Annotated in this window: 17 protein-coding genes and 2 pseudogenes; 8 read left to right on the plus strand and 11 right to left on the minus strand. The window is 66.9% G+C overall.

Annotated elements, in window-relative coordinates:
• Positions 1 to 184 precede the first annotated feature (184 nt).
• The 3 genes and pseudogenes from ACFYYB_RS26230 to ACFYYB_RS26240 all read right to left on the minus strand — a co-directional run.
• Positions 185 to 343, minus strand: a pseudogene (locus tag ACFYYB_RS26230) (ISL3 family transposase); the annotation flags it as partial.
• Between the two features lie 9 nt (positions 344 to 352).
• Positions 353 to 601 (minus strand): hypothetical protein, encoded by a 249-nt coding sequence (locus tag ACFYYB_RS26235; RefSeq protein WP_389437995.1) that lies wholly within the window; start codon positions 599 to 601, stop codon positions 353 to 355.
• Between the two features lie 392 nt (positions 602 to 993).
• Entirely contained in the window at positions 994 to 1,374 is a 381-nt protein-coding gene (locus ACFYYB_RS26240; RefSeq protein ID WP_389438442.1) for a PaaX family transcriptional regulator C-terminal domain-containing protein, read from the minus strand.
• Positions 1,375 to 3,020: 1,646 nt separating this feature from the next.
• Here ACFYYB_RS26240 and ACFYYB_RS26245 point away from each other — a divergent pair.
• From ACFYYB_RS26245 to ACFYYB_RS26255, 3 genes and pseudogenes are all read left to right on the plus strand, one after another.
• Entirely contained in the window at positions 3,021 to 3,266 is a 246-nt protein-coding gene (locus tag ACFYYB_RS26245; protein ID WP_389438443.1) for a helix-turn-helix domain-containing protein, read from the plus strand.
• Between the two features lie 45 nt (positions 3,267 to 3,311).
• A pseudogene (locus ACFYYB_RS26250) lies at positions 3,312 to 3,716 on the plus strand (transposase family protein); the annotation flags it as partial.
• A 926-nt stretch (positions 3,717 to 4,642) separates the two neighbouring features.
• On the plus strand, positions 4,643 to 4,903 hold the full coding sequence (locus ACFYYB_RS26255) for a methionine adenosyltransferase (RefSeq protein WP_389437997.1): 261 nt from the start codon (positions 4,643 to 4,645) through the stop codon (positions 4,901 to 4,903).
• Between the two features lie 886 nt (positions 4,904 to 5,789).
• Here the strand turns inward: ACFYYB_RS26255 and ACFYYB_RS26260 are convergent.
• Complete coding sequence (locus tag ACFYYB_RS26260) at positions 5,790 to 6,155, minus strand: hypothetical protein (protein WP_389437998.1); 366 nt, start codon at positions 6,153 to 6,155, stop codon at positions 5,790 to 5,792.
• A gap of 637 nt (positions 6,156 to 6,792) precedes the next feature.
• Between ACFYYB_RS26260 and ACFYYB_RS26265 the strand changes: the two genes are divergently transcribed.
• The 4 genes from ACFYYB_RS26265 to ACFYYB_RS26280 all read left to right on the plus strand — a co-directional run bounded on the left by ACFYYB_RS26265 (position 6,793) and on the right by ACFYYB_RS26280 (position 9,276).
• On the plus strand, positions 6,793 to 7,758 hold the full coding sequence (locus ACFYYB_RS26265) for a trypsin-like serine peptidase (protein WP_389438000.1): 966 nt from the start codon (positions 6,793 to 6,795) through the stop codon (positions 7,756 to 7,758).
• Complete coding sequence (locus ACFYYB_RS26270; RefSeq protein WP_389438001.1) at positions 7,755 to 8,660, plus strand: hypothetical protein; 906 nt, start codon at positions 7,755 to 7,757, stop codon at positions 8,658 to 8,660. Before ACFYYB_RS26265 ends, ACFYYB_RS26270 begins: the two co-directional genes overlap by 4 nt.
• Before the next feature lie 104 nt (positions 8,661 to 8,764).
• Positions 8,765 to 8,995, plus strand: coding sequence for a pantoate--beta-alanine ligase (locus ACFYYB_RS26275; protein ID WP_389438002.1), 231 nt, complete (start codon positions 8,765 to 8,767; stop codon positions 8,993 to 8,995).
• Positions 8,989 to 9,276, plus strand: a complete 288-nt coding sequence (locus ACFYYB_RS26280) for a pantoate--beta-alanine ligase (RefSeq protein WP_389438003.1) — start codon at positions 8,989 to 8,991, stop codon at positions 9,274 to 9,276. The genes ACFYYB_RS26275 and ACFYYB_RS26280 overlap by 7 nt, the downstream gene beginning before the upstream one ends.
• A gap of 107 nt (positions 9,277 to 9,383) precedes the next feature.
• Here the strand turns inward: ACFYYB_RS26280 and ACFYYB_RS26285 are convergent, their stop codons facing one another.
• The 5 genes from ACFYYB_RS26285 to ACFYYB_RS26305 all read right to left on the minus strand — a co-directional run bounded on the left by ACFYYB_RS26285 (position 9,384) and on the right by ACFYYB_RS26305 (position 12,142).
• Positions 9,384 to 9,833 carry an SRPBCC family protein gene (locus ACFYYB_RS26285; protein ID WP_389438005.1) on the minus strand — a complete coding sequence of 150 codons (450 nt, stop codon included), beginning with the start codon at positions 9,831 to 9,833 and terminating at the stop codon, positions 9,384 to 9,386.
• 149 nt (positions 9,834 to 9,982) lie between these two features.
• A complete protein-coding gene (locus ACFYYB_RS26290; protein WP_389438007.1) occupies positions 9,983 to 10,219 on the minus strand; it encodes a hypothetical protein in 237 nt (78 codons plus the stop codon).
• The gene (locus ACFYYB_RS26295; RefSeq protein ID WP_389438009.1) at positions 10,216 to 10,647 is read right to left on the minus strand and encodes a thermonuclease family protein; all 432 of its coding nucleotides are present in this window, start codon (positions 10,645 to 10,647) and stop codon (positions 10,216 to 10,218) included. Before ACFYYB_RS26295 ends, ACFYYB_RS26290 begins: the two co-directional genes overlap by 4 nt.
• A 692-nt stretch (positions 10,648 to 11,339) precedes the next feature.
• The gene (locus ACFYYB_RS26300; RefSeq protein WP_389438010.1) at positions 11,340 to 11,657 is read right to left on the minus strand and encodes an SH3 domain-containing protein; all 318 of its coding nucleotides are present in this window, start codon (positions 11,655 to 11,657) and stop codon (positions 11,340 to 11,342) included.
• Positions 11,658 to 11,878: 221 nt separating this feature from the next.
• Complete coding sequence (locus ACFYYB_RS26305; protein WP_389438011.1) at positions 11,879 to 12,142, minus strand: hypothetical protein; 264 nt, start codon at positions 12,140 to 12,142, stop codon at positions 11,879 to 11,881.
• A gap of 446 nt (positions 12,143 to 12,588) precedes the next feature.
• On the opposite strand from ACFYYB_RS26305, the gene ACFYYB_RS26310 reads away from it, so the two are divergent.
• A complete protein-coding gene (locus ACFYYB_RS26310) occupies positions 12,589 to 13,419 on the plus strand; it encodes a glycoside hydrolase domain-containing protein (RefSeq protein WP_389438012.1) in 831 nt (276 codons plus the stop codon).
• A gap of 248 nt (positions 13,420 to 13,667) precedes the next feature.
• Here ACFYYB_RS26310 and ACFYYB_RS26315 read toward each other — a convergent pair whose 3' ends face one another.
• The gene (locus tag ACFYYB_RS26315) at positions 13,668 to 14,189 is read right to left on the minus strand and encodes a hypothetical protein (RefSeq protein ID WP_389438013.1); all 522 of its coding nucleotides are present in this window, start codon (positions 14,187 to 14,189) and stop codon (positions 13,668 to 13,670) included.
• 167 nt (positions 14,190 to 14,356) lie between these two features.
• A complete protein-coding gene (locus ACFYYB_RS26320; protein ID WP_389438014.1) occupies positions 14,357 to 20,569 on the minus strand; it encodes a DNRLRE domain-containing protein in 6,213 nt (2,070 codons plus the stop codon).
• Positions 20,570 to 20,902 lie beyond the last annotated feature (333 nt).

Below are 20,902 nucleotides of genomic sequence, written 5' to 3' on the forward strand. Positions count from 1 at the left end.
TTCGGGCGTGGAGCTCGGCCCGGGTGTCCGCCGTGGTGTTCTCGACGGCTTCCTCGACCTGTGCGGAAGCTCCATTGCCGATCGCAGGCAGTGCTGCGGGCAGGCAGCCGCGGTGGGTCCAGGCGATGTCCTGGACTCGGCGGGAGAGGCCCTGCCAGAGGTGAAAGCGGTCGCTGACCTGCACGGAATCCGGGGCGCCTGCGGTGAGTCCCTGCCCGTAGGCGAGGGACCCGTCGCGGCAGGCGACCTCAACTCCTGGGTGATCTCGAAGCCAGCGGCCGAGCCGTTCCGCGTCGCGTCCTTCCCGGAGGGTGAGCGGAAGCCGGGTGGTGGCGTCGACCAGGAGCGTTCCTTAGGTGTCGCCGTAGAGAGCGAAGTCATCCACCCCCAGCACCTTGGGCGTGACCAGTGGCGGCAACGACACCCTCATCAGCTGGGACAGTACCGCGACCCGCGAAAGCCTGATATTCAAGATCCGAAGCATCCGGGAACCGCCCCGGCCGGCCAGCACCACACCGACGTCCTCCACCAGGCCTTGCAGCCGTGGCGTCCGCCGCTGGTAGCGCACGGTCAGCCCCGGCACTTGCTCCGCGAAGGTCACCTTCGGACACGTCGTGTTCTCGCAGTACAGACGGCGTACGGACAAGTCGATGAATAGAGGCCGGCCCGCGAGCGTGACGTCGAAAAGACGCCGTGCATAGCGACTATGGCACCACGTGCTGAGCTGTCCGCATCCCGTACATCCCGCAGGAACACCGGATCTCGTGCGGGCCCGGACCGCCACCACAGCATCAGAGACCTCGACCGAGACCACAAGCACATCAGACAACTGCGGTAACAGACTAACCAGTTCAACAGGGCACAGTCAGAGGCTGCCCGCCATGTGCCCTATCCGATCGCGTCCTCAAGAGATCTCCGCCTACGAAAATCTTGCCAGAGCCCCGAACATGCACCGGTCGGTACGCATCAAGGTGCACGTCCTCTGTCTCGTCTTCAGCGCGCGGTCCGGTCTGCAGCTTCTCGGGTGATGTCGGCGTAGAGGCGGAAGAGGGCTGGGCGGGATTCGGCGCCTTCTCGTTCGTGCAGGGCCGCCCAGCACCGGGCGATGAGTTCCCGGGCCTGGGTGCCGGGCCAGGGCTGGGGCAGGAGCTGAGCCGGCAACAGCGGGTCGGGCTCCATGGCCACGCTGAGTTCGGCGGCGAGCTCGACCGCGGTGGTGAGGAGTGCGGACCGGGAGAGTCCGGCAGGGCCGGTGAGCCGGTCGAGGCGAGGCCGGGCAATGCGGCTGAGGCGGTGGTAGCGGTCGGCGATCTCCGGCAGGGACCACAGCCGGCGGGCGAGCTCGACAGGCTCTTGCGTGTCGCCCTTTCGCAGGTCGGTAGGACGGCGGAAGCCGACGTGAAGATCAGTACCGGCGGGACCACCTTCGGGCGAGTCCTGGAAAACGCCCGTTCAGGAGTACCCACATTTTAAGCTCATCGCATATATCTCACTCGGAGTCACCGCGAGCCTCTCCCATGCAGAGGAACAGCGTCCCTAAACATCTCCTCACCACGAACCCGATCACCGGTTCCAAGATCCGAGCCGGCGGCAAGACGTTCAATCGCCTAGTGGATCTAGGCATCTTCGACGAGCACGGGAAAATCAAGGAGAAAGCGGATGTAGTAATCCAAGCTGAGAAGGACAGCTCAAAGAGCCGCGACTGACGCCGAAGCCCGCAGGGGGGGCCGGCAAGTGGCCGCTGAGACCACAGGTCGTGACTTGCGGCGGGGACTGGAAGGCGCGGCGATGCGCCTCAGTCCCCCCGCCAGGTCCAAGTAACCTGCGCACACCACCGCAACACGACCGGGATACCTCGCCGAGACCATTTCGAGTATCCACAAAGGGCGTTCAGGAAGTCTGGGGTGTGCAGGAACGGGCACCCCGGGCTGCCCGTAGGCGACTCCAACACGCGGGCAAGTTGATCCGCTCGTAACAGATCACAGAGACCGCGCCTCAATCGACCTCTATACTCAAGACCGATTAGGGTGCGAAATTGAGTACACAGGTTTTCAGGCCGCTTTCCAGGCCACTGGGAGAAAGCCCACCGTACTTCCCAAAGCAGGCCGACAGTGCACCAGCTTGGTTACCGGCCTCTTGGAACAACTTCCGCATGCAGCGGAACCCGAAACGACAGCACCTACATTGCCGGCGGGAGCTGTAACAATAGCGGCTATACATACGGCCGCAAACCCAAAGTAGAGAACCCGACGCTGGGATTCTTCTGGGTTCGTTGAATTCTCTTGCTGATACTTTGACGTTTCTTGGGATTGATCTTGATCGCCACCGAGCTTGTGGAACGGGACCTTGTTGCCGGTGTCCGTGCGCGGGTGGCTGGCGTCCTCGTTCGTGGTGCCGGTGTCCGTGCGCGGGTGGCTGGCGTCCTCGTTCGTGGTGCCGGTGTCCGTGCGCGGGTGGCTGGCGTCCTCGTTCGTGGTGCCGGTGTCAACTCCTCCAGTGTCGGTGGAAATTCCCGATCCCTCCGAATCCGTCGTCTCTTGATCATCACCCGATGGATCCGAACTTCTCATCTGGGGCACCACCCGGACCGAGGTATCCGAGGGTGACTGTGAGGCTGCTATGACTGTGGTAGCTCCTGCGGAAACCAGGAGTATGGCGCTAATGCCAGAAGCGCAGATCAACCGGGGAATTCTCCGCCGGACGCTGATAGTCATGGGATGTCCATGTGCGTAGTCGTGCGCCTGATGCGATACGTATGCCCGTGGGGCTCTTGTTGAAACGGTGACAAATTACAGCGACCGACCCAGGATTGAGTGGACGGAACGTTTTCCTCCATGCTCCTCCTCATGTGCATGTATCCGCAAATAGGTCTCGACCCATTCGGCTCTGGAGAGAAGGATGGAATGGAAACTTGTCGCCTCCCTCCGGTGAGCGGGTTGTCGCGTCGATGCGGTCCGTGGCGCTGGCTGTGATGCCCGGCCCTCGTCTTCGCCGCGCTCGCCGAGTTCATCCGCGAACTCATCGTCGCCGGCACCCACGAGGGCCTCGCAGCCGCCCGAGCCCGCGGCAAGGTCGGCGGACGCCCCACGGTCGTCAACGAGGACCTCATCCGCGCAGCCCGCGACATGCTGCCCAACCCCGAGAACAGCGTCACCACCATCGCCAAGATCCTCGGCGTCTCCGTCGGCACGCTCTACAACCACATCCCGGACCTCAAGGAACTGCGGACCTCCCGCAATCCCCGGCAATGGGAGACCAGCAAGTAGCCCCCGCGGCTACTTTGCACTGTGGGTCAGAGATAGGAGACCGGGGCCCACAAGCATCGGCGCCACGGCGCGAACGTGCAGGTCGTCACCGACCCCTGCGGCTGGCTGCTGTGGCTCTCGCCCGCCCTGCCGGACCGCGCACACGACCTGACCGCCGCCCGCACCCACCGGATCATCCGGATCTGCGAGCGTCAGGGCGTTCCCATCCTGGCCGATCTCGCCTACCAAGGCGGCGGACAGCGGCTGACGACCGGCATCAAACGCAAGCCGCTCCAGGAACTCACTCCCACCGAAAGGACCCTCACCCGGGCGCTGGCCGCAGCACGAGCGCCCGTTGAACGCGGTGTCGCGAGCCTGAAGTCCTGGCGGATCTTCCGCAGGTCTCGGTGCAGCCCCAACCGCATGACGTCAATCGCCAAGGCCATCCTCACGCTGGAGCGGCAGCGCTGAAGAAGCTCACTCATCGAGCGGCCGCCGCGGGGCGCTCTTGGTGCGTCGGTTTCAGGTCGGATCACATCAGGGTCCACCCGTGAGCCGCCGGCATCGCTAGCCCGCCGTGATCCAACCCAGACAGCTCACTGGTCGCCGTCCCAGGTGCCTGGCTGCGCCAAGCGCACGGTCGTGTGCTCCAGCCAGACATGGCGGGCTCCCCTGACCAGGACCATGTGCCCGAACCCCTCTGCCGAGATCGCCGCTCGCCCGGGGACCGTGTGACCGGGCGCACCAGTACCAGTCCGGACACCGCAGTCAACGACGGCCCGCGCAGCGGCCTCCACAAGCGCTCCGGACGAGCCGTTCCTGGGGCAGCCCCGCTCCGCCGATCTCCCGACCTCGCGCTGCAGTGACAGCGGACCGGACCGAGTCCTCGCCGCGGCCGGCTTCCGGATTGCGCTGCCCCGACCGTGCGGAGGCCCTGTCGTGGCCGGGCGTCAGGTTTCCCGGATGCCTTGCCCATGCGCGGTGGCACGTCGTCCGGCTGATCCTGCCCGACGGCACGCGGGCCCAGGCGGCACCTTCAGCGACCGCAGATTGGTGTTTCTCCCTGTTTCGCCGGCCAGAAGATCCGGCCCAAGATTCCCGAGCAGGCGAGAAGATCATTAGCTCGGCATCCCTCGGTGTATCTATGGTGTCGGATGTGACAAGAGGGCGGCACGGCCAATTTATGGGGCAGTTGGGAACCGTGGGGCCGGGCGAGAGGAAAGGGCTTGCAGCCTGAGCAAAGACGTGAACATTGTTGACCGGAGCGAGTTCAGGGGTGCAGTATGCCTCCGAGGAAGCGCAGCCCGTTGTTCCCGACTGCCGGTTGATATCCCATGGAATTCTTCCCGAGGCGGTGACAGGTTATCGCTTCGCGGTGCAGCAGGAATGGGGGGCGCATGGACGTAGAATTAGTGGAGCGCAAAGGGACAGGCCACCCGGATACCATTGCCGATGCGGTGGCCAACGAGTGGGGCAAGGCGGCCGAGGACCTCCCAGGACATGTTGGGGGTGTGCCGGGCGCTGAATCCGGCCCAGTCCCTCTCGATCTCCTCGATAAGCCGTATCTGCGCAGCGGGCTCCTCGCTGGCCTGCTCCTCGCCGAGGTGTTGCAGGAGCGCCGCCATGCCGGCCCGCTCGGTCACGAAATCGTCAGGTAGTACCCGCAACGCCCGCACGGCCAAGTCGCGCAGCCGGTCGGTGTCCATCACTCCGCCGATGTAGCCCTGCCATTCGACGGCCTGCACCAGAGCCTTGAGAGCGACCATGTACTCATGATCGGAGAGCGCCGATAGGGCCAGTTCAAGGTGGTCCGCAGCCATCCGGAGACCGTCGAGGGGTTGAGGCCATGCGGCCCCGGCCGGCGAGTCGGGCAGATACGCCAGTTCCGGATCGTCGCGGTGGAGGGCCCGCTCCAACCACATCGCGTGCTCGTTGTGGTAATTGCTAGGGGTGCGGTTGGAGGTGTAAGAGTCCACAAGGAGGGTGCCCCATGCCAACGACAGGGCGGCCCGGAGGGGGCGAAGACTGTTGGTGCGTTGCTGTGTCGTCTCCTGCTCGACCTTCGAGGCCCGCAGATAAAGGCGTAGGTCACCGTGTTCCAGCAGACCGATGTGCATGATGTCGATCATGAAGACTCCGCACCACTGCCAAGCCTCCATGGCTTCATCTTGGGACTTGCTCAGCACCCGCGTCGCTTCGTAACAAAGCTCGGCTGCTAGCAGGCATTTCCGCCATGCTGCGTCTTGATAAGCCTCCGAGCGGGCCATAGCACAGAGCGCCAGGGCATCAGCGAATTCGATCACTCCTGTGCGAGCCATGTCCGGGATGGCCCGGCGCCCTTCGTTCAACCCGATACTGCCATCAAGTACTCCTTGAAGCAGCGCCGTGAACGGATCGAGTTCCTCCACGTGCCTCAGTGGACCAGCGGCCCGTGCTGCAAACCCGGTCGCCGCGCCGAACAGGAAGCAGAAAGACCGGTCAGAGACCGAAAAGCTGCTCAGGCCCCGATGCGAACCCGCCGCCCGGCAGGGTGAGCCGAGCTCGTTAGTGGCAGTACCGACCTACCAGCTTCTCTGTCTGAGTGGCATAGCCCGGCCGTTCACTGCGGTGCAGGCCAACATAGGGACGTACCAATGTGAAGGTCGTAGGGATCCAGGGGAACAGGGCTGCAACGTATTCAACCTCGAGCAGGCCGCGGTTGGTAAGCACCACGAGAAGCTCGAGCTTCTGGAGGAGGTTGTCCAACCCTTCTCTGCCGTCTTGGTCGGGACCGAACTGCCGGGAGATCGAGTCGCCCATGTGCGTGTACTTCTCGGCCGGACTGACGAACACACGCCGGGCAGGCCGGTAGGCGCCGATCGCCATCGCGGCGGCGTTCAGGCCGTGGCCCATCGCGTCGATAAAGGCCATGTGCCTGCTCGGCAAGTTCCTTCTCGAATGGCTTGGACGTCATCGGGACTGAGGAACTGACTGGACGTGCCCCAGCAGGTGCGGGGCACCGTGGACCTCACTGTGGCAAACGCCAACGGCACCAGCCCGGTCACCCCAGCCGGCCGGTTCACCTATGATCGGACGCCCCCACCGACAATTTTCGCGACCACCCCGCCGACGCCGAACGGCGCTGGCTGGAACACCACCTGCTCCGCACTTGTCAGCATCGGCGCACTTGACGGGTCCTGCGGCTCCGGCATTGTGAAGACCACCTACGATGCGAGCGGTGCCCAGCCGGCCGCTTCCACCGACGTTCCCGGCGCGGCCGCCGCTGTGGCCATCACGACGAACGGCGTCCCGGTGACGTACACCGCCACCGACGCCGCCGACAACACCTCTGCACGGCAGACGCCACCCCCGCAGGTGTTTCCCTCGCACATGCATACGCGGCTTGTGATCCGGAGTGGCCACGGCGCTTCCTTGGCGGCGTTCGATGTACGTAGGCCTAGCACGAACAGCCGGAGCGGATGCATCACCTGTTCGCACGCGCGCGCCTCTCCGTGGGTGACGACGTTTCTGATGCAACCTAGTCCTAATCTTGGGCTTAGGGAGAGATATGCCCGACGATCCCGGCGGTGCCGCTGCGGCGCGGTGGGCGGCCGATAAGATCCAGATCTCCAAGTCCTACGCGGCCATCGCCACCAACGACCCCACTCGCGCCAACAACAAGAGCGATGTCGATCGCAGGCGGAGGCGTCGCAATGCGAACGACCCCAGCGACGAGGCTCAGATCGGTCCAGATGACTCTCTTTGGGTCACATTCCTCAGCCGCGGCCTCGCCGCCTCCCGGGCGGTGGGGCGTGTGGTGCACAAGGAGCCGGGTGAGGTGGCTTTCGCATACGGGTCCGGAGTGCTGGTCTCGCCCCGCCTGTTCTTGACGTGTAACCATGTCACACCCAACCACTTCCCCCCATCGCAAGGCGTGGCGGAGTTCGACTATGAGCACAGCGACGACGGTGAGCCCAAACCGTTCACAAGCGTCCCGTTCGACCGCCGGAAGTTCTGGTTGACCGACGAGGAGCTGGACTTCTCCCTAGTCGCCCTCAAGGACCTCGATGGTGCGCCGCCCGGCGAAAAGCAGGGCTGGGTACGACTGATCGGCCAAAAGGGCAAAGTCCTCAACGGCGAAGCGGTCAACGTCATCCACCACCCCGACGGCGATCGCAAGCGCGTAAGTATCCGCGAGAACTGGGTGGTATCCCGGAAGGACGTCCAGTGGCTGCGCTACACGAGCGACACCCGCAACGGCTCCTCGGGATCACCGGTCTTCAATGACCAATGGGAAATGGTCGCCCTGCACCGCCGAGGCTTCGCGGCGATGCAGGGCGATAAGTATCTCACCCGGACCGGCGAGATCTGGACCGCCGACATGGGTGAGGAAGCCATCCACTACACGGCCAACGAGGGTTTGAGAGTCAGCTGCATCGTCAAGCGCCTCAAGGAGGCGATGGCCGGTCTCGGCCCTGACATGCGCGCCCTCCTCGACGAGGCGCTCAAGAAGAACCACGGAGGCAACTCATGACGCCGACCTTGCTGTTCGTGCACGGCCGCAGCCAGCACGGCAAGGATCCCGACAAGCTGCAACGCAAGTGGTTGGCCGGGCTGGCCGCGGGCCTTGTCCTGGCCGAGCGTCAGCCCGCCAACAACGTGCCGGTCGCGTTCCCCTTCTACGGCGATGTCTTGAAGCAGCTTGAGCACGAACTGGCATTGAGCGACACGGACATCAACCTCGAAAGCCTGCACCGCGACCGTAGGGACGGCGCCGACCCGTTTCACCCGGAACTCGGTACCAAGGTGGGGCGAGTAGAGCGCCAGCTCTTGCAGGACCTGGCGTCCGGGAGTAGCAACGAAGGTGCCACCCTCGTACAGAAGGAGACTCAAAACGAAAGCCTAGAGGACCTGCTCTCGTGGCGCGGCGCCCGCCGGGTCCTGCGCTGGTTCGCCGACAGCACCAGACTTGACTCGGGGATCATCGAACTTTTCCTGCGCGACGTCGCCGTCTACCTGACACATGCCCGCGAAGAGGTGTTGGAAGAGGTACGCAAGTCCGTCCCGAAGACGGGACCGGTGGTCCTCGTATCGCACAGTCTCGGCACGGTCGTCGCACGAGACCTCCTCGCCGACGCCAGCCTTCGTGCCCGTACGAAGCTCTGGATCACTGCGGGCTCGCCGCTTGGCCTGGATACCGTCGTCAGGAACCTCCCGGACGACGAGCAGAAGCATCCGGAGGTCTCCTGGGTGGACACCTTCGACGTCAACGACGTCGTCGCCACCGGCCGTCCCCTGACACTCCGCTGGGGACAGCCGATCACAGAGATCAAGGTCGACAATAAGGAAGAGCCCCATGCCATCGAGCGCTACCTGGCCCACTCCGAGGTAGCCGCCGAAATCGCCGACGCGCTGGGGCTGGGCCCCTCCCGGTGACTCCGCCGCGACGAGCCCCAGTACCGAACACAAACGCCCCACTTGCACTGCTGTAGATGGTCACGGGTCGCCCTCCCGTCCCAGCGCGGGCGGGTGAAGCAGTGATGCCGAACGGTCTCGCAGACCAGCTTCTGCGTTCCGTATCTCGAGCGCGGCACGGCCGCCGTCGCCTCGTCGACAACGGGCCTGAACGGGAGGGCAGGATCGTGGCCGTAGACGGCGAGCGTGACGCATGGTCGGGGTCGGTGGGCCTAGTGATCACGATGGGAGCCCTGCACGCCGGTCACGCGACGTTGACCCGGGCGGACCGCACCTTCACGATCATGTCGTGGTGACGGTGTACGTGAACCCGCTGCAGTACGAGGACCCCGCCGTCTGTCCGCGGACACCGGACGAGGACGGCCGACTGTGCCGCGAGGAGGACGCCGACGTTCTCTACATGCCCGACACGGCCGAGGTGTACTTCTGGATGCCTCCGGACGCCAGTGAGCAGGAGGAGGCGTACACGGCCGGGTACAGCGCCCTGAAGGGGTACCTCGCCGACGTTCACGTCCACCTCACCGCCCGGCGGGTCGACCAGCTCGGGTACCGAAGACTCGTCGCCCTGGCTGGCTGAGGCGCCAGCGCCCGCAGCCGAGTGCACCAGCGGCCGCCGCGCATGCTCTGCGGCGGCCGCCTTGATCGGAACCGGAACCTGCCGTCCAGGCGGGTGCCGCGGACCGGTCAGACGCTGCCCCGCCAAGAGCCCGTCGCGGTTCCGCGGTCCTCGATGAAGTGCTTGAACCGCTTCAGGTCGCCCTTGACCTGCCGGTCCACGAAGCCGAGCTTGTCGCCGATGTTCTCCGCCATCCCCTCGGGATCGAAGTCCATCATCAGCGTCACCTCCGTGTGCACCTGGTCGATCGGCCGGAACGTGACCAGCCCCGATTGCTCGGCCTCCCCGCCCACCGTCACCCAGGCGACCTTCTGGTCTGGGACCTGCTCCGTGATCTCCGCGTCGAATTCCCGCTCCACCCCGGCGACTTTCGTCACCCAGTGCGTCAGCGTGTCCGTGCGCTGCTCGATCCGCTCCACGCCACTCATGAACTGTGGGAACGACTCAAACTGCGTCCACTGGTTGTAGGCCGTCGCGACCGGCACATCAACCACGATCGATTCTCTCACCTGCGACATCGGAGAAGCCTTCCATCACTTGGGTTAGGGCCTGCGGTCGCCAGCCGGAAGAATCCCTACCCTCCCCTCCGCGCCTGCCCAACGGCACCACGGCCACACCACCCGCCCGAGAGCAGCTGCACCGGCGTGTCCCCCGCAATCGGCCCCCCTCACCACTCCACGGAGGAGCACCGGGCCCCCTCGCCCCGGCGCCAGAACCCGCTGGGGCACTGCCGGCCTTCTTCCCGGGGGTCGTCCTCGGGCAGCAAGCCGAGGATGTCCAGCAGAACGTTGAGGTCGGCGGTTCCGACGGCCCTGGAGGCGACGGCGCGGCGGGCGGCAGCCCGGCCCACAATCCCCGCCCGGGCCTGGAGCGCCGGCTCATCACAGCTGAATGGATCCTTCATTCCACCGATGCCACCACGACCCCTGGTTGCTCGGGGCAGGCGGTCCACAGTCCAGCGCCGCTCCGTTGGGCTGCGTCCCCGGCTTCAGAGATCCTGGTCCAGTACTTGGCGTTGGGTGGGTATAGGACGGCCTTGGCGTGACCACTGCGGACGAGGGACTCGTTAACGAGGGCGCCTCGCTCGTTCCACACACACAGCAGGTACCGGTCGTAGCGGTCGTAGAGCTGAGTGTCGCGTTCGATGCGGACACGGCTGCCCGTTGGCAGCAGCGCGGTAGTGCGGGCAGTGGCGTCGTCGGCGAAACAGGCGCCGCGCTCCGGCGTGTCGATCTCCAGAAGCCGCACCCGGGCCACCTTGTCCTTCGATAGGACCCGGCCGTCGCCGCGCAACTCCAGGGTGTCACCGTCGATGACGCGGATCACGGTCACGGCAGACAGAACTGGCGAGGGCGGCTTCGGCTTCGGGGCGCAGGGCTGGCGGAGGGTCCGGCAGGCGGCTTCGTCGTGGGTGCGGATGAATGGTGGCGAGGCTTTTCGGGCGGTTGGGCCGATGAGTGGGTGGGCGGCTGAGGCGCGGAGGTCGCCGTCGGCGCAGCCGCGCCGGAGGTACGGTTCTGACCCTTATCGAGCAGCGCCCCTAGGCTGCCCAGGCCCACGAGAAGACCGAGAAGCACCAGGACCACGACAATCCAGGGGTGCTTGGGACGTTTGGGTCTCCAGGAACCGCGCGGGTTCAGTCGGCGGGGTCGCCAGGGTTGACCGCGCCAGGCGTTCGCGTTGGGTGGCAGAGAGGGGCACATGGCTCCCTCCAGGGATAGAACGTGCGCTGAGTGTGCCACGATTTGTGCTGATCTCTGGAAGATCGAACCGCGGGTTTCAGGGGATGCGCTCTGGTGAGTTTCGCCTGGTAATCGGTGGAGTCTTTTAAGCGGGACGCGGTTGAGCTGGTCCTGTCCACCGGCCGGGCCGTCGGCTCGGTGGCGAACAAGCTCGGCGCCATCCGCCTCCCGCAGGGTCACCGCATCCCGTCAAGTTGGGCAGCGCCGCTGGCGCTGCTCAACTCGGCGGAACCGACCGGGGCAACCACGACAGCGCGCGGCCTTCCCGGTCACCCACCGTGGTCAGCAGTACTGAACCCACTCGTGGGCGTGGACGTAGCGGGAATCGACCCAACCGGCACCGTCGGCCAGGTGGTACCAGCCGTTCTGCTGGCAGGCCAGCTTCACATGGCTGCCCGGGGAAAGGCTCCACACGACGTGTGAATGCGTCCACGGGTGCTGGCGGACATTGAGCTCGATCCTTGACGTCACCGTTCCCGAGACGCCGTGATCACGATGGTGTGACTGCGGAGTCGCTCCCGCGGCTCCTATCCCGGCCACACCGAAGCCGGCAGCCAGTGCTATCGCGGCAACGCCGCGCCCGATCGTTCGTGCGCCCATCAGTGCACTCCCTCTCGCTCACCCCTGCGTCCTCCGCGCCCAGGACCTCGTGGGTTCCAGCGCCGTAAGCCACCGGCTTACGCCTCCAACCCGTGATTCGAAGACAGGAGCCGACCGGATTGGTACGAATTAGCATTACCCAAGGGGGGCCTCGCGGTTCGCCCAGACCCTGGTGCGGACCTCGACCCGCACGCAGGTCTGCCCGGCCGCTGCTGTCTTGCCTACACGCCGGTGGCGGCGCGCGCCGCCAGGCCAATACCCACGAGGAGTACGAGTGCCGCGGTGGCGGCGGGGCCCATGCGCCCCAGCGTCTTCTGCTTTGCCGAGGCCCGCCCGGCGGCCCGGGCCGAGATGCGGTCACGTAGCCGCACGAGGAGGAGGCCGGCGAGGGTGAGCGTGGCCGCCATGCCCAGCCCGTAGCCGATCACGAGGAGCACGCAGAGGGCGGTGCGGCCGAGGGCGACGGCGCCAAGGAGGACGATCACTGCGGACGGGCTGGGGACGAGGCCGCCTGCGATACCGACGCCGACCAGGGCCCAGCGTCCGTGCCGGGCAGGGGCGTGAGTGTGAGCGGATGCGTCGTGGTGATGGTGGTGCGGGGCTGCTGGGGCTGGTTGGGTCAAGACCACCGTGGTGCCGTCGGCCGTCGTGCTGTCCGGTGCGCGGCGGGAGTTCGGCAGTCCGGGCGGCGGCTCATGGCTGTGCGAGTGCTCGTGCCCGTGGTGGTGCCCGTGCCCGTGGTGGTGGTCGTGATGTGGGGTTCGGCTGCGGAGAGCGCAGTACAGGAGCCGGATGCCGATCACGATGACGAGCAGACCGCTCGCCAGGCCGAGCCATGCCAGACGATCACGGACATCGCCTCGTCAGCAGCAGCCCGGATAGTGTGTGCCAGCCCCGGAAGCCCGGGGCCGGAGAACGGACGGGGTGGGGTATGCCGAAGCATCGGCTGTCCAAAAAGGGCCGCTACATCGCCATGTCGATGACCGGCGTCGCTGTCGTGGCCGGTGCCGGCATAGCGGCACAGACCGCCACGGCGACCACGGCGTGGCCTGCGCAGAGGACCTACACGGGTCGGGCATTCGATGCCTGCACGGCCCCCTCGCTCCCGGCGATGCAGGCATGGAAGAAGGACGCCTACTACGGTGGCGCAGCCGTCTACATCGGCGGCAAGAACCGCGGCTGCGCCCAGCCCAGCCTCACCAAGCCCTGGGTGAAGTCGGTCGACACCCTCGGCTGGCGGATCATCCCCCTCTACGTCGGCGCCCAGCCACCCTGCCAGACGAGCGGGAACAAGGAGAGGTTCACCGCGGCCACCGCGGCCTCGGTCGGAGCCGGCAACGCCAACGACGCGATCGCCCAAGCCTCGGCCCTCGGCATCAAGGCCGGCAGCCCGATCTACCTCAACATGGAGCCGTACGACATCGCCGACAAGGCATGCAACGACGCCACCCTTGCCTACGTACGGTCCTTCACCAAAACACTGCGCGCCAAGACCTACCGCGCCGGGCTCTACGGCTTCAGCAGCTCGAGCGCCAAAGCGATCGCCACCACCAAGGACCGCACCGACCTGCCGGGCAACCTCTGGTACGCCCTGTGGAACGGCCAGGAAACCACCACGAACGACTGGCCCTGGGATCCGAAGCTCTACACCAACCACAGCCGAGGCCACCAGTACAAAGCCAACAGCAAGGAAACCCGCAACGGCTACACCATCAACGTCGACCGCAACGCCTGGGACGCCCCCGTCGCCATCATCGGCTGACCGCGTGCCACCATCAGCGGCTCACGCGGGCGTGCCGCCTGCTTCACGAGCGGCCTGCGGCAGACCTTCTGGATCTCGGGGACGAGGGACCTGGCGCGGGCGCTGATCGATAGCCCTCCTCACCGTGAAGGCGGCCGGTCGACGGCAGCGCGGTCCGCAACGGGACCGGATGGCTGGGCTGCCCTGTGCTAAGGACTTCGGTCCAAGGCTGCGGGCAGACCAGTGCTCCCGGTGATCAGGTGGGCCACCTATTCGAGCGGGATCCGGCTGGCCGGATGGTCTTGCGCCCTGCACCACCAGAGCGCTTCGTTTTCGTACGTGACGGCGTGCAGGCCTCTATCGTGTTCCTGACAGAGCGGCCAGAGCCGTCCATAGCGGTCGGCGAGGTACGTCTGGACGGCGTCGGCGACTTCCGCGCGTACCCCGGCGGGCTCGAACGACTGGATGGCCAACTCGGCCACCATGACGGTCCCCGCGGGAAAGTCGGGCGAAGGATGAGTCGCGTCCGGCCGAAGTTCGACACGGAGGCCCGTGTCCCGCTCGGCGGACGCGGCCACCGCTGGAAACGCGTCCAGGACCAAACGGAGCTTCCGCTCGAAGGCGATCTGCGCGAACCGATCTGCGGGCAGCTCCCCGTGGTCGCGGTAGACGTCGCGGATCCAGTCGGCCGGCGGGCCTTGGGTGACCTGGAAACCCAGCTCGCCCTCGACACGCTCCAGCCACTGCGCAAGGAGCTGCTCGTAGCGAAGCTCGAGCTCGCTTGCGTCCATATGTGCCTCCTCTGGATGGCAAATGAGTCGGCTGACCCGGCCTGGCAGGCCGGGTCAGCCGATTTGATGCGATGTCGCGCGTTGATCCGGGCGATCAGTGTGTGAGGTGCTCCCGCTGAGCCGTCAGGGACGGCTCAGCGGGGTCAGTGCATTTCAGTGCGCTTGGGTCAGCGGTAGCTGCCTCCGCCACCGAAATTCTGGAACCGGTCCCACCAGTACCTGGTGTATCCGAACCGGGCGATGCCCTGTGCGTGGAACTGCACGGAGTCGCCCGGGTCGTTCCAGCAGGTGAAGCCATAGCAGCTGTGCTTGCCTCGGGCTCCGTTGCCGTACCAGTACCCGTGGAAGTTGTACCATCCCAGTTCGCCGTGGCTGTAGCTGCCGGAGGTGACCCTGTGTCCGCTGACCGACAGTTCGTAGCGCCAGCCGGCTTCGATGTAGGCGCCGCTCCAGGCCCTGCGGAACCACATGTCCCACTGCAGCGAGCACTTGTGCGACGAGCTCTCACAGATGCGGCGCATGCGGACGCAGTTATAGGAGTTGCAGTCCGTCTGGACGCGCTCCATGAGGTAGGTGCCGTCCAGGTCGTACTTGTTGCGCGGGTCGGCGCAGGCGTACTCGTACCGGTTGCAGCTGCCGCCCGCGATCGGGTCGATCGACAGGAAGCGGCCGAGGGCGGGGCTGTAGAGCCGGACGCCCATGAGGGTGAGTCCGCCGGGCGTCTCGGTGGAGCGCTGGTTGGCGCCCAGCCAGCCGTAGCGGGTGGCCGCCTGGTCGGGCCGGGCGTTGCCGTACTCGTCGTGGTCGAGGGCGACGGGGGCCTGGGCCGCGTCCAGGGGCAGCTGCAGGGCTACGTCTCCGTGGACGTTGGTCAGCTGCAGGACGGTGCTTCCGGTCTTGCTCGTGGTGGCCGCGAGCCCTCCGGCGATGCCGTTGACGTTGCGGGTCAGGGTGCCGGTGGAGGCGTTCTCCACGATCCACCGGGGGTTGTCGCCGTCTGCGGAGTAGTGGTTGAGCTTGGAGGCGGTCTGCGTCCACGTCGAGCCGTTGCTCGTCTCCGCCGTCCAGGAGCGGAACCGCAGCGCGGGATCGAGCGCCCAGGTCTGACGCGTGTTGTTCACCGTCTGCTGGTAGGCGAGGTCGTTGGTGTAGTAGCCGAGCGTGCTGCCGGGCAGAGCCGTGGTGCGGCCGAACGCGTCGTAGGTGTAGCCGGTGTCGGCCAGCCGGTCGGCGCTGTCGTGGGTGTTGTTGGTGGTGGTGCCTGCGGTGGCAGGACAGTCCGCGCCGGGGGCCCCGGTGGCGGTGGTCAGGGACTTGCGGTTGGCACGTGCGTCGAAGGTGTATCCGCGGCGCGTGCACAGGGTGTTGGAGGTGTCGTCGACTCCGGTCAGGCGGCCGATGTTGTCGTAGCGGAAGTCCTGGGTGGACCAGCCCGCGTGAGACGCGGCCTGGCCGTGGACCGTCTCGGTCGCCGTGTCGGAGTAGACGGCGGTTCCGTCGCTGTCACGGGTATAGGTGCGGGCCACGGCTGTCCCGGTCGGGTCCTGCCTGACCGTGGCGGTGTACCCGCCGGGCAGTTTCTCGCTGGCTATGGAGCCGTTCGGTCCGTAGACGGCCTGGAAGGTGCCGGCGACGGAGTCGGAGACCGACGTCGGCAGGCCGCGGGGCTCGGTGGTGTGGTCGTAGGTGTAAGTGACGGTCGAGGGTGCGCTGTCGGCGACCTTGATCGGCCGGTTGAGCAGGTCGTACTCGGTGGTGGTGACGCCGCCGTCGGCGTCGGTGTAGGAGATGAGTCGGCCGAGCTTGTCGAACGCCTTGGTGAGCGTCCCGCCGGTCGCGGAGGTGGTCTTCACGGCCCGGCCGGTGACCGGGTCGTACTCGGTGGTGATGTCCGGGACCGCTTGGCCGACCCCGCCGGTGAGGGCGACCTTGGTCGCGCGGCCGGCGCCGTCGAAGGTGGTGGTCGAGGTCCGGGTGGAGCCGTTCGCCGTGTCGATGGTCTTGGCCGGGTTGCCGTACCAGTCGTACTCGGTGGTCGTAGTCGGTAGCTGGGAGGGCTGGGAGCCGCCGCCCGTCACGGTGCCGGCCGGTCCGGTGAAGCACACTTGGTCGGCCCACTCGGGGCGGCCCTGGCAGGTGCCGGTGCCGGTGGCGGACCAGTAGGCGGTCACGCGGGTCGCGGCGTCCGTGCCGGTGGCACCGGGCAGGAGTTGCTTGACGACCCGGCCCTGGGCGTCGTACTCCGTGGTCTCGGTGATCGCGAGCCCGCCCGGGTCCTTGACTGTCTGGGTGGGCAGGCCCTTGGCCCAGTCGTACACGGTCTGCACCGCGCGCTTCTCGCCCTGGACGGTGGGGTGCTCGCGCACCTGCGCACCGGTGGTGACCTTGGTGACCTGGTCGCTGACCTTGGCGGTGCCGTTCGTGGGCCGGCCCGCGTCGTACTCGGTGACGGTCCAGGAGCGCGCGGTCACCGAGGTGCCGATGGGGACGAGGACGGTGGTGCCCGACTTGAGGTCGGCGGTCAGGTCGATCCGGCGCAGCGGACCGAACTCCTCCAGCTGGCGGGTCCCGGCGTCGTTGTAGACCGTGCGGTTTGCCAGCAGGTCGGCCCGCTCAGCGGTGGTGAGCCGTTCGATGCCGAGGTCGGCGCGAGTGGCCTGTGCCGTGGAGTCGCTGCCGAGCGCGATGGCCCGGTTGCCGGCGGTGAGTTCGCGGGTCGGGTTGCCGAAGCGGTCGTAGTCGGTGGTGGAGATGTGGCCGCCGGGGGCGGCGAGGTTGGACTCGCGGCCGGAGACTCCCATGTAGTGCACGGTGGCCCGCTTGTAGGCGGCAGCCGTCAGGGAGGCGCCGTCGTTGGACGCCGGGACGGCGTCGGCGGGGAAGACCGCGGTGGCGTCGGTCGGGGCGTCGTGCTGCCCCCAGGCCTGTACGTCGGCGGTACCCATGCCGTAGGGCGCGGCGGTGCCGGTCAGCGGTACGTCGTAGACCACGGTGGTGGCCGCGGTGCCTTCCTCAACGTCGGCGGTGGCCTGCTTCAGGCCGGACCGGGCAGCCTTGAGGAGCATTCCGTCTCCGGCGGTGGAGGCGTTGCCGGCCTTTCCGTAGGTGAAGGTCCACGGCAGTTCACCGGGCGGGGTCAGCCGGGTCACACGGCCCGCTGAATCGTACTCGTAGGCGGTCTTCAGCGCCGGAGAGATCTGCGGGTTCCATGCTGCGCGGAGGCGGCCGGCGCTGTCGTAGGCGTAGGCGGCGACCTCTTGGGCGGTGGACGCGCTGGCTCCGGGCGCGGTGGCCCACAGGCGGACGCTCTTCACCTGCCCGAGGATGTCGCCGAGGGTGAAGGTGGTGGCGGTGGTGGAGGCGGGGTAGACGAACTCCAGCATCCGGCAGCCCTTGGTGGCCGGGGTTGCAGCGCAGGTTGCGGCCTGAGCTGCGGAGGTGGGCGCGATGACCCACTGCGGGAAGGCGACGGCCTTGCCCTGGTAGGTGGTCTTGCCTGAGACGATCTTGGTCTCGGTATTCGTCAGTCCGTCCCGCAGGGTCGAGGACACCTGCCAGGTCGGCACGGCGGGGTCGGGCTTGGTGAAGGCGGTTACCGTGCCCTGGCTGTCGGACAGGGTGAAGGTCCCGGTGACACTGCCCGTGAGCACCAGGCCCTCCGCGCCCGGCTCGGGGATCCAGCCGTTCTTCGCCGCGTTGGCGGTGAAGTGCAGTTTGTCGCCCTTGACGTCGATCACGGCGACCGAGGTGTCGGAGATCCGCCGCAGGTGCGAGTAATCGGCGGTGCCGATCTCGGCGACCGTGCCGGCCACCCACTCCTTACCGAAGATGGGCGCCTGGCCCTCCTGCGTGGCGCCCTTGTCCGGGGTGCGGGAGGAAGCCGTGCGGGAGACGGAGAGACCGAAGGCTGAGGCGTCATCAGCGGAAAGGCCGAAGTTGCCGGTGAGCAGATTCACCGAGCCGGGTCCGGCCTCGGAGGACGTCGCGCCGGAGGCGTTGCGGTCCACGACCACCGTCAGCGGCTCCGTCGCCCCGGTGACCGCGTTGGGGCCGGTGAAGTCGGCCTTGATCTGGACGCTACCGTCGGGATCCACAGTGTCGGTGGCGTTCCACACCAGCCCCGCGGTCTTGCCACCCGCGAGCGGTACGGGCCAGGCCGTGAGGGAGGTGCCGCCGGCCGTGACGTGGCCCGGAGGGATCTGCGTCCACGCGTCGGCCTCGGAACGCCGCCAGGAGAAGGACGCCTTGTCATACTTGGCGCCGTCCGCCTCGGCGAGCAGCGGCAGCCGGCGGGCGGTACGGTCACCGGCGCCGGGCTGGACGAACCCGCCCGGACCCGCGTGGAAGGTGTACGCCACCGACTCGGACTTGTTGTCCGCCTTGTCGACGGACCGGACCTCGAAGGTGTGGGTGCCGTCCTTGGGCGGGGTCACGGAGATGGCCTTGGCGCCGGAGGTGCCGCTGGTGGGGACCTTGGTCCAGGTCTCACCGTCCAGGGACCATTCCAGCCAATTGTGGTCGGCCGCGGGCGGGGTGACGCTGAAGGTTCCGGGCTGGCCGGCGCCCTTGACCCAGCCGTTCGACGGGTAGTCGGTCGAGGTGACAGCGGATGGGGCGGACGGGGCGGAGGTGTCGACCGTGAAGGTCTTCCACGCTGACCAGCCTGCGTTGTAGTGCGTGCCGTCGTACGGAGAAGTCCGGAACTTGTATGTCTTGCCGTTGGTCAGCACACCTGCGGGGACAGTCACCGAGGCGACCTGCCCCGAAGGAACGTACGGGGAGACCAGCACGTTGCCGACCTGGGTGTCGGTGGCAGAGTCGAAGATCTGGAAGGTGCCGTTGACCTTGTCACCGTTCGCGTCCACGAAGGTGTCCCTGAGCACGGGCGTGGCCGAGTTGACCACGTAGGCGCCGCCGTAGGAGAAGAACGGCGCGCCGGCCTCCTGCTTCGTACCAGTACGGGGCCGGTAGTTGTAGGTGACGGTGAGCTTGGGGACGTTGGCCGAGGCGTTGGCAGAGTTGACCCGCTTCCACTGCTTGGCATTGTTCTCGTCGGTGGCCCGCAGCCCCATGCTGGAGGACGTCGACTTATTGCTGGCCCACTGCTGGACCAGGCTCGTGATGTCCGCGTTGATCCAGCCGTCCGGCTGCGAGGCGCAGCCCGGGTTGCCCTTGGTCTCGGTGGAGGTGGCCATCTTGGTCACCATCGCCGGCTGGTTTGTCCAGCGCGAGGCGGTGGTGGGGGTGTTGGAGGTCCACACCTCCCAGGGCTGGGCGGAGCAGTCGGTGTTCCCGGAGTGGAAGTCGAACAGCGACAGCTTCGCGTCGGAAACCAGCGCGTCCACGATCGGCGAGGTGTTCCAGGTGATGAAGGAACGGGCCGTGCGCCACGTGCCGTCGGCATTCTTCGTGCCGGGGTTGCCGAGGTCCAGCTCGGTGTCGTTGGACCAGTCGACGGTCTCGCCCTGCTGAACGTAGGTGTCGAAGACGCTACCCAGAGACGAGGTCGACGGGTCGACCGTGACCGGGTACTTCGTCGCCGGGTCCGCGAGGAATCCCGCGTCCGGCGTGATGACGAGGTCGACGCCGTCCTTGGTCTTGACGACCTTCAGTGCGACCTTCGCCCGGCGGGTGTGTTCACCGGAGGCCGGATCGACGGTCGCATCCCACATGACGGGGGCGGGCATCGTCGCCGTCTTCTTCGACTTCTTGTCGGTGAACAGCACGCTGCCGTCTGCCTGCTGCTCGACCTTCAAGCCCTTGGTCTTCAGCGGCAGCGTGTAGGCGAAACCGGCCGCCGGCTTCGCCTTGACCTCGACGAACTGCTCAAACCCGGTACGGGTCGCCTCGACGACCACGTCCGCACCCGGCACCGCGTCCGCGTACGTCGCCCGCGTGCCGTCCAGCTGCGGGGCGGGCAGGCCCCCGCGCCACTGCAGCGTGATCGCCTCGTCTCCCTGGCCCAGGGTCACCAGGTCGGTGCCGCCTGTCGACTGGGCCGCGGCCAGTGACTGGGCCTTTGTCCCCTTCTTCCCGGACAGCCGCAGCCCCTGCGGATGCGCCTTCGACGCCACCGAACCATCGGGGGCCGCGGTGAGGTTGACGTCCACGTCACGCCACTGGCCGGTGGTGGCGTCCTTGAAGCGGATCGGGCCTGCCGTCACCTCAGACGTCAGCGAACCGTCTTTGTTCACCCACGTCGTCGACGTCTCAGTCCGCTCCGACAAGGCCTCCACCCGCTTGCCCGACAGGCGGGCGGCCACACGGGCCGAGGGTATGTCCGCGGCGGAAGTGGCGGCTGCCGACTCCGGCGTCCCGGCAGGCGCCGGCTGGGGGGCGGCCAGCGCGGTCTCAGAACCCTGGAGCGCCGAAACGGCCATCACCAACGCCAGGCCGACCGCCGTTACACCGGCCCGTCCCGGAGTACCTGCCAACGCGCGGGCACGCCACAACGGCATGCCCGGTCTTCTACGAATAGCCACTCGAATCCTTAATGCTCACGGTCGCAAGGAACGCGACACCGAGAGGAACCGTAGCGACCCGCTTCGCCCGCAAATGGGTACACAACCACCCACGCTACACAGGAAGATGATCAAGTGTTATGAAACAGAGAGCAACCTGACCAAAGAAGGAGCAGACCTCCTTTGTGATCAAAAGGACGCTACTCGGAGATCCACGTGTCCAGCACGAAGCTCCGCAAGCTGATCCACCAG

The organism is Streptomyces sp. NPDC002886 (assembly GCF_042888445.1).
GTDB lineage: Bacteria > Actinomycetota > Actinomycetes > Streptomycetales > Streptomycetaceae > Streptomyces.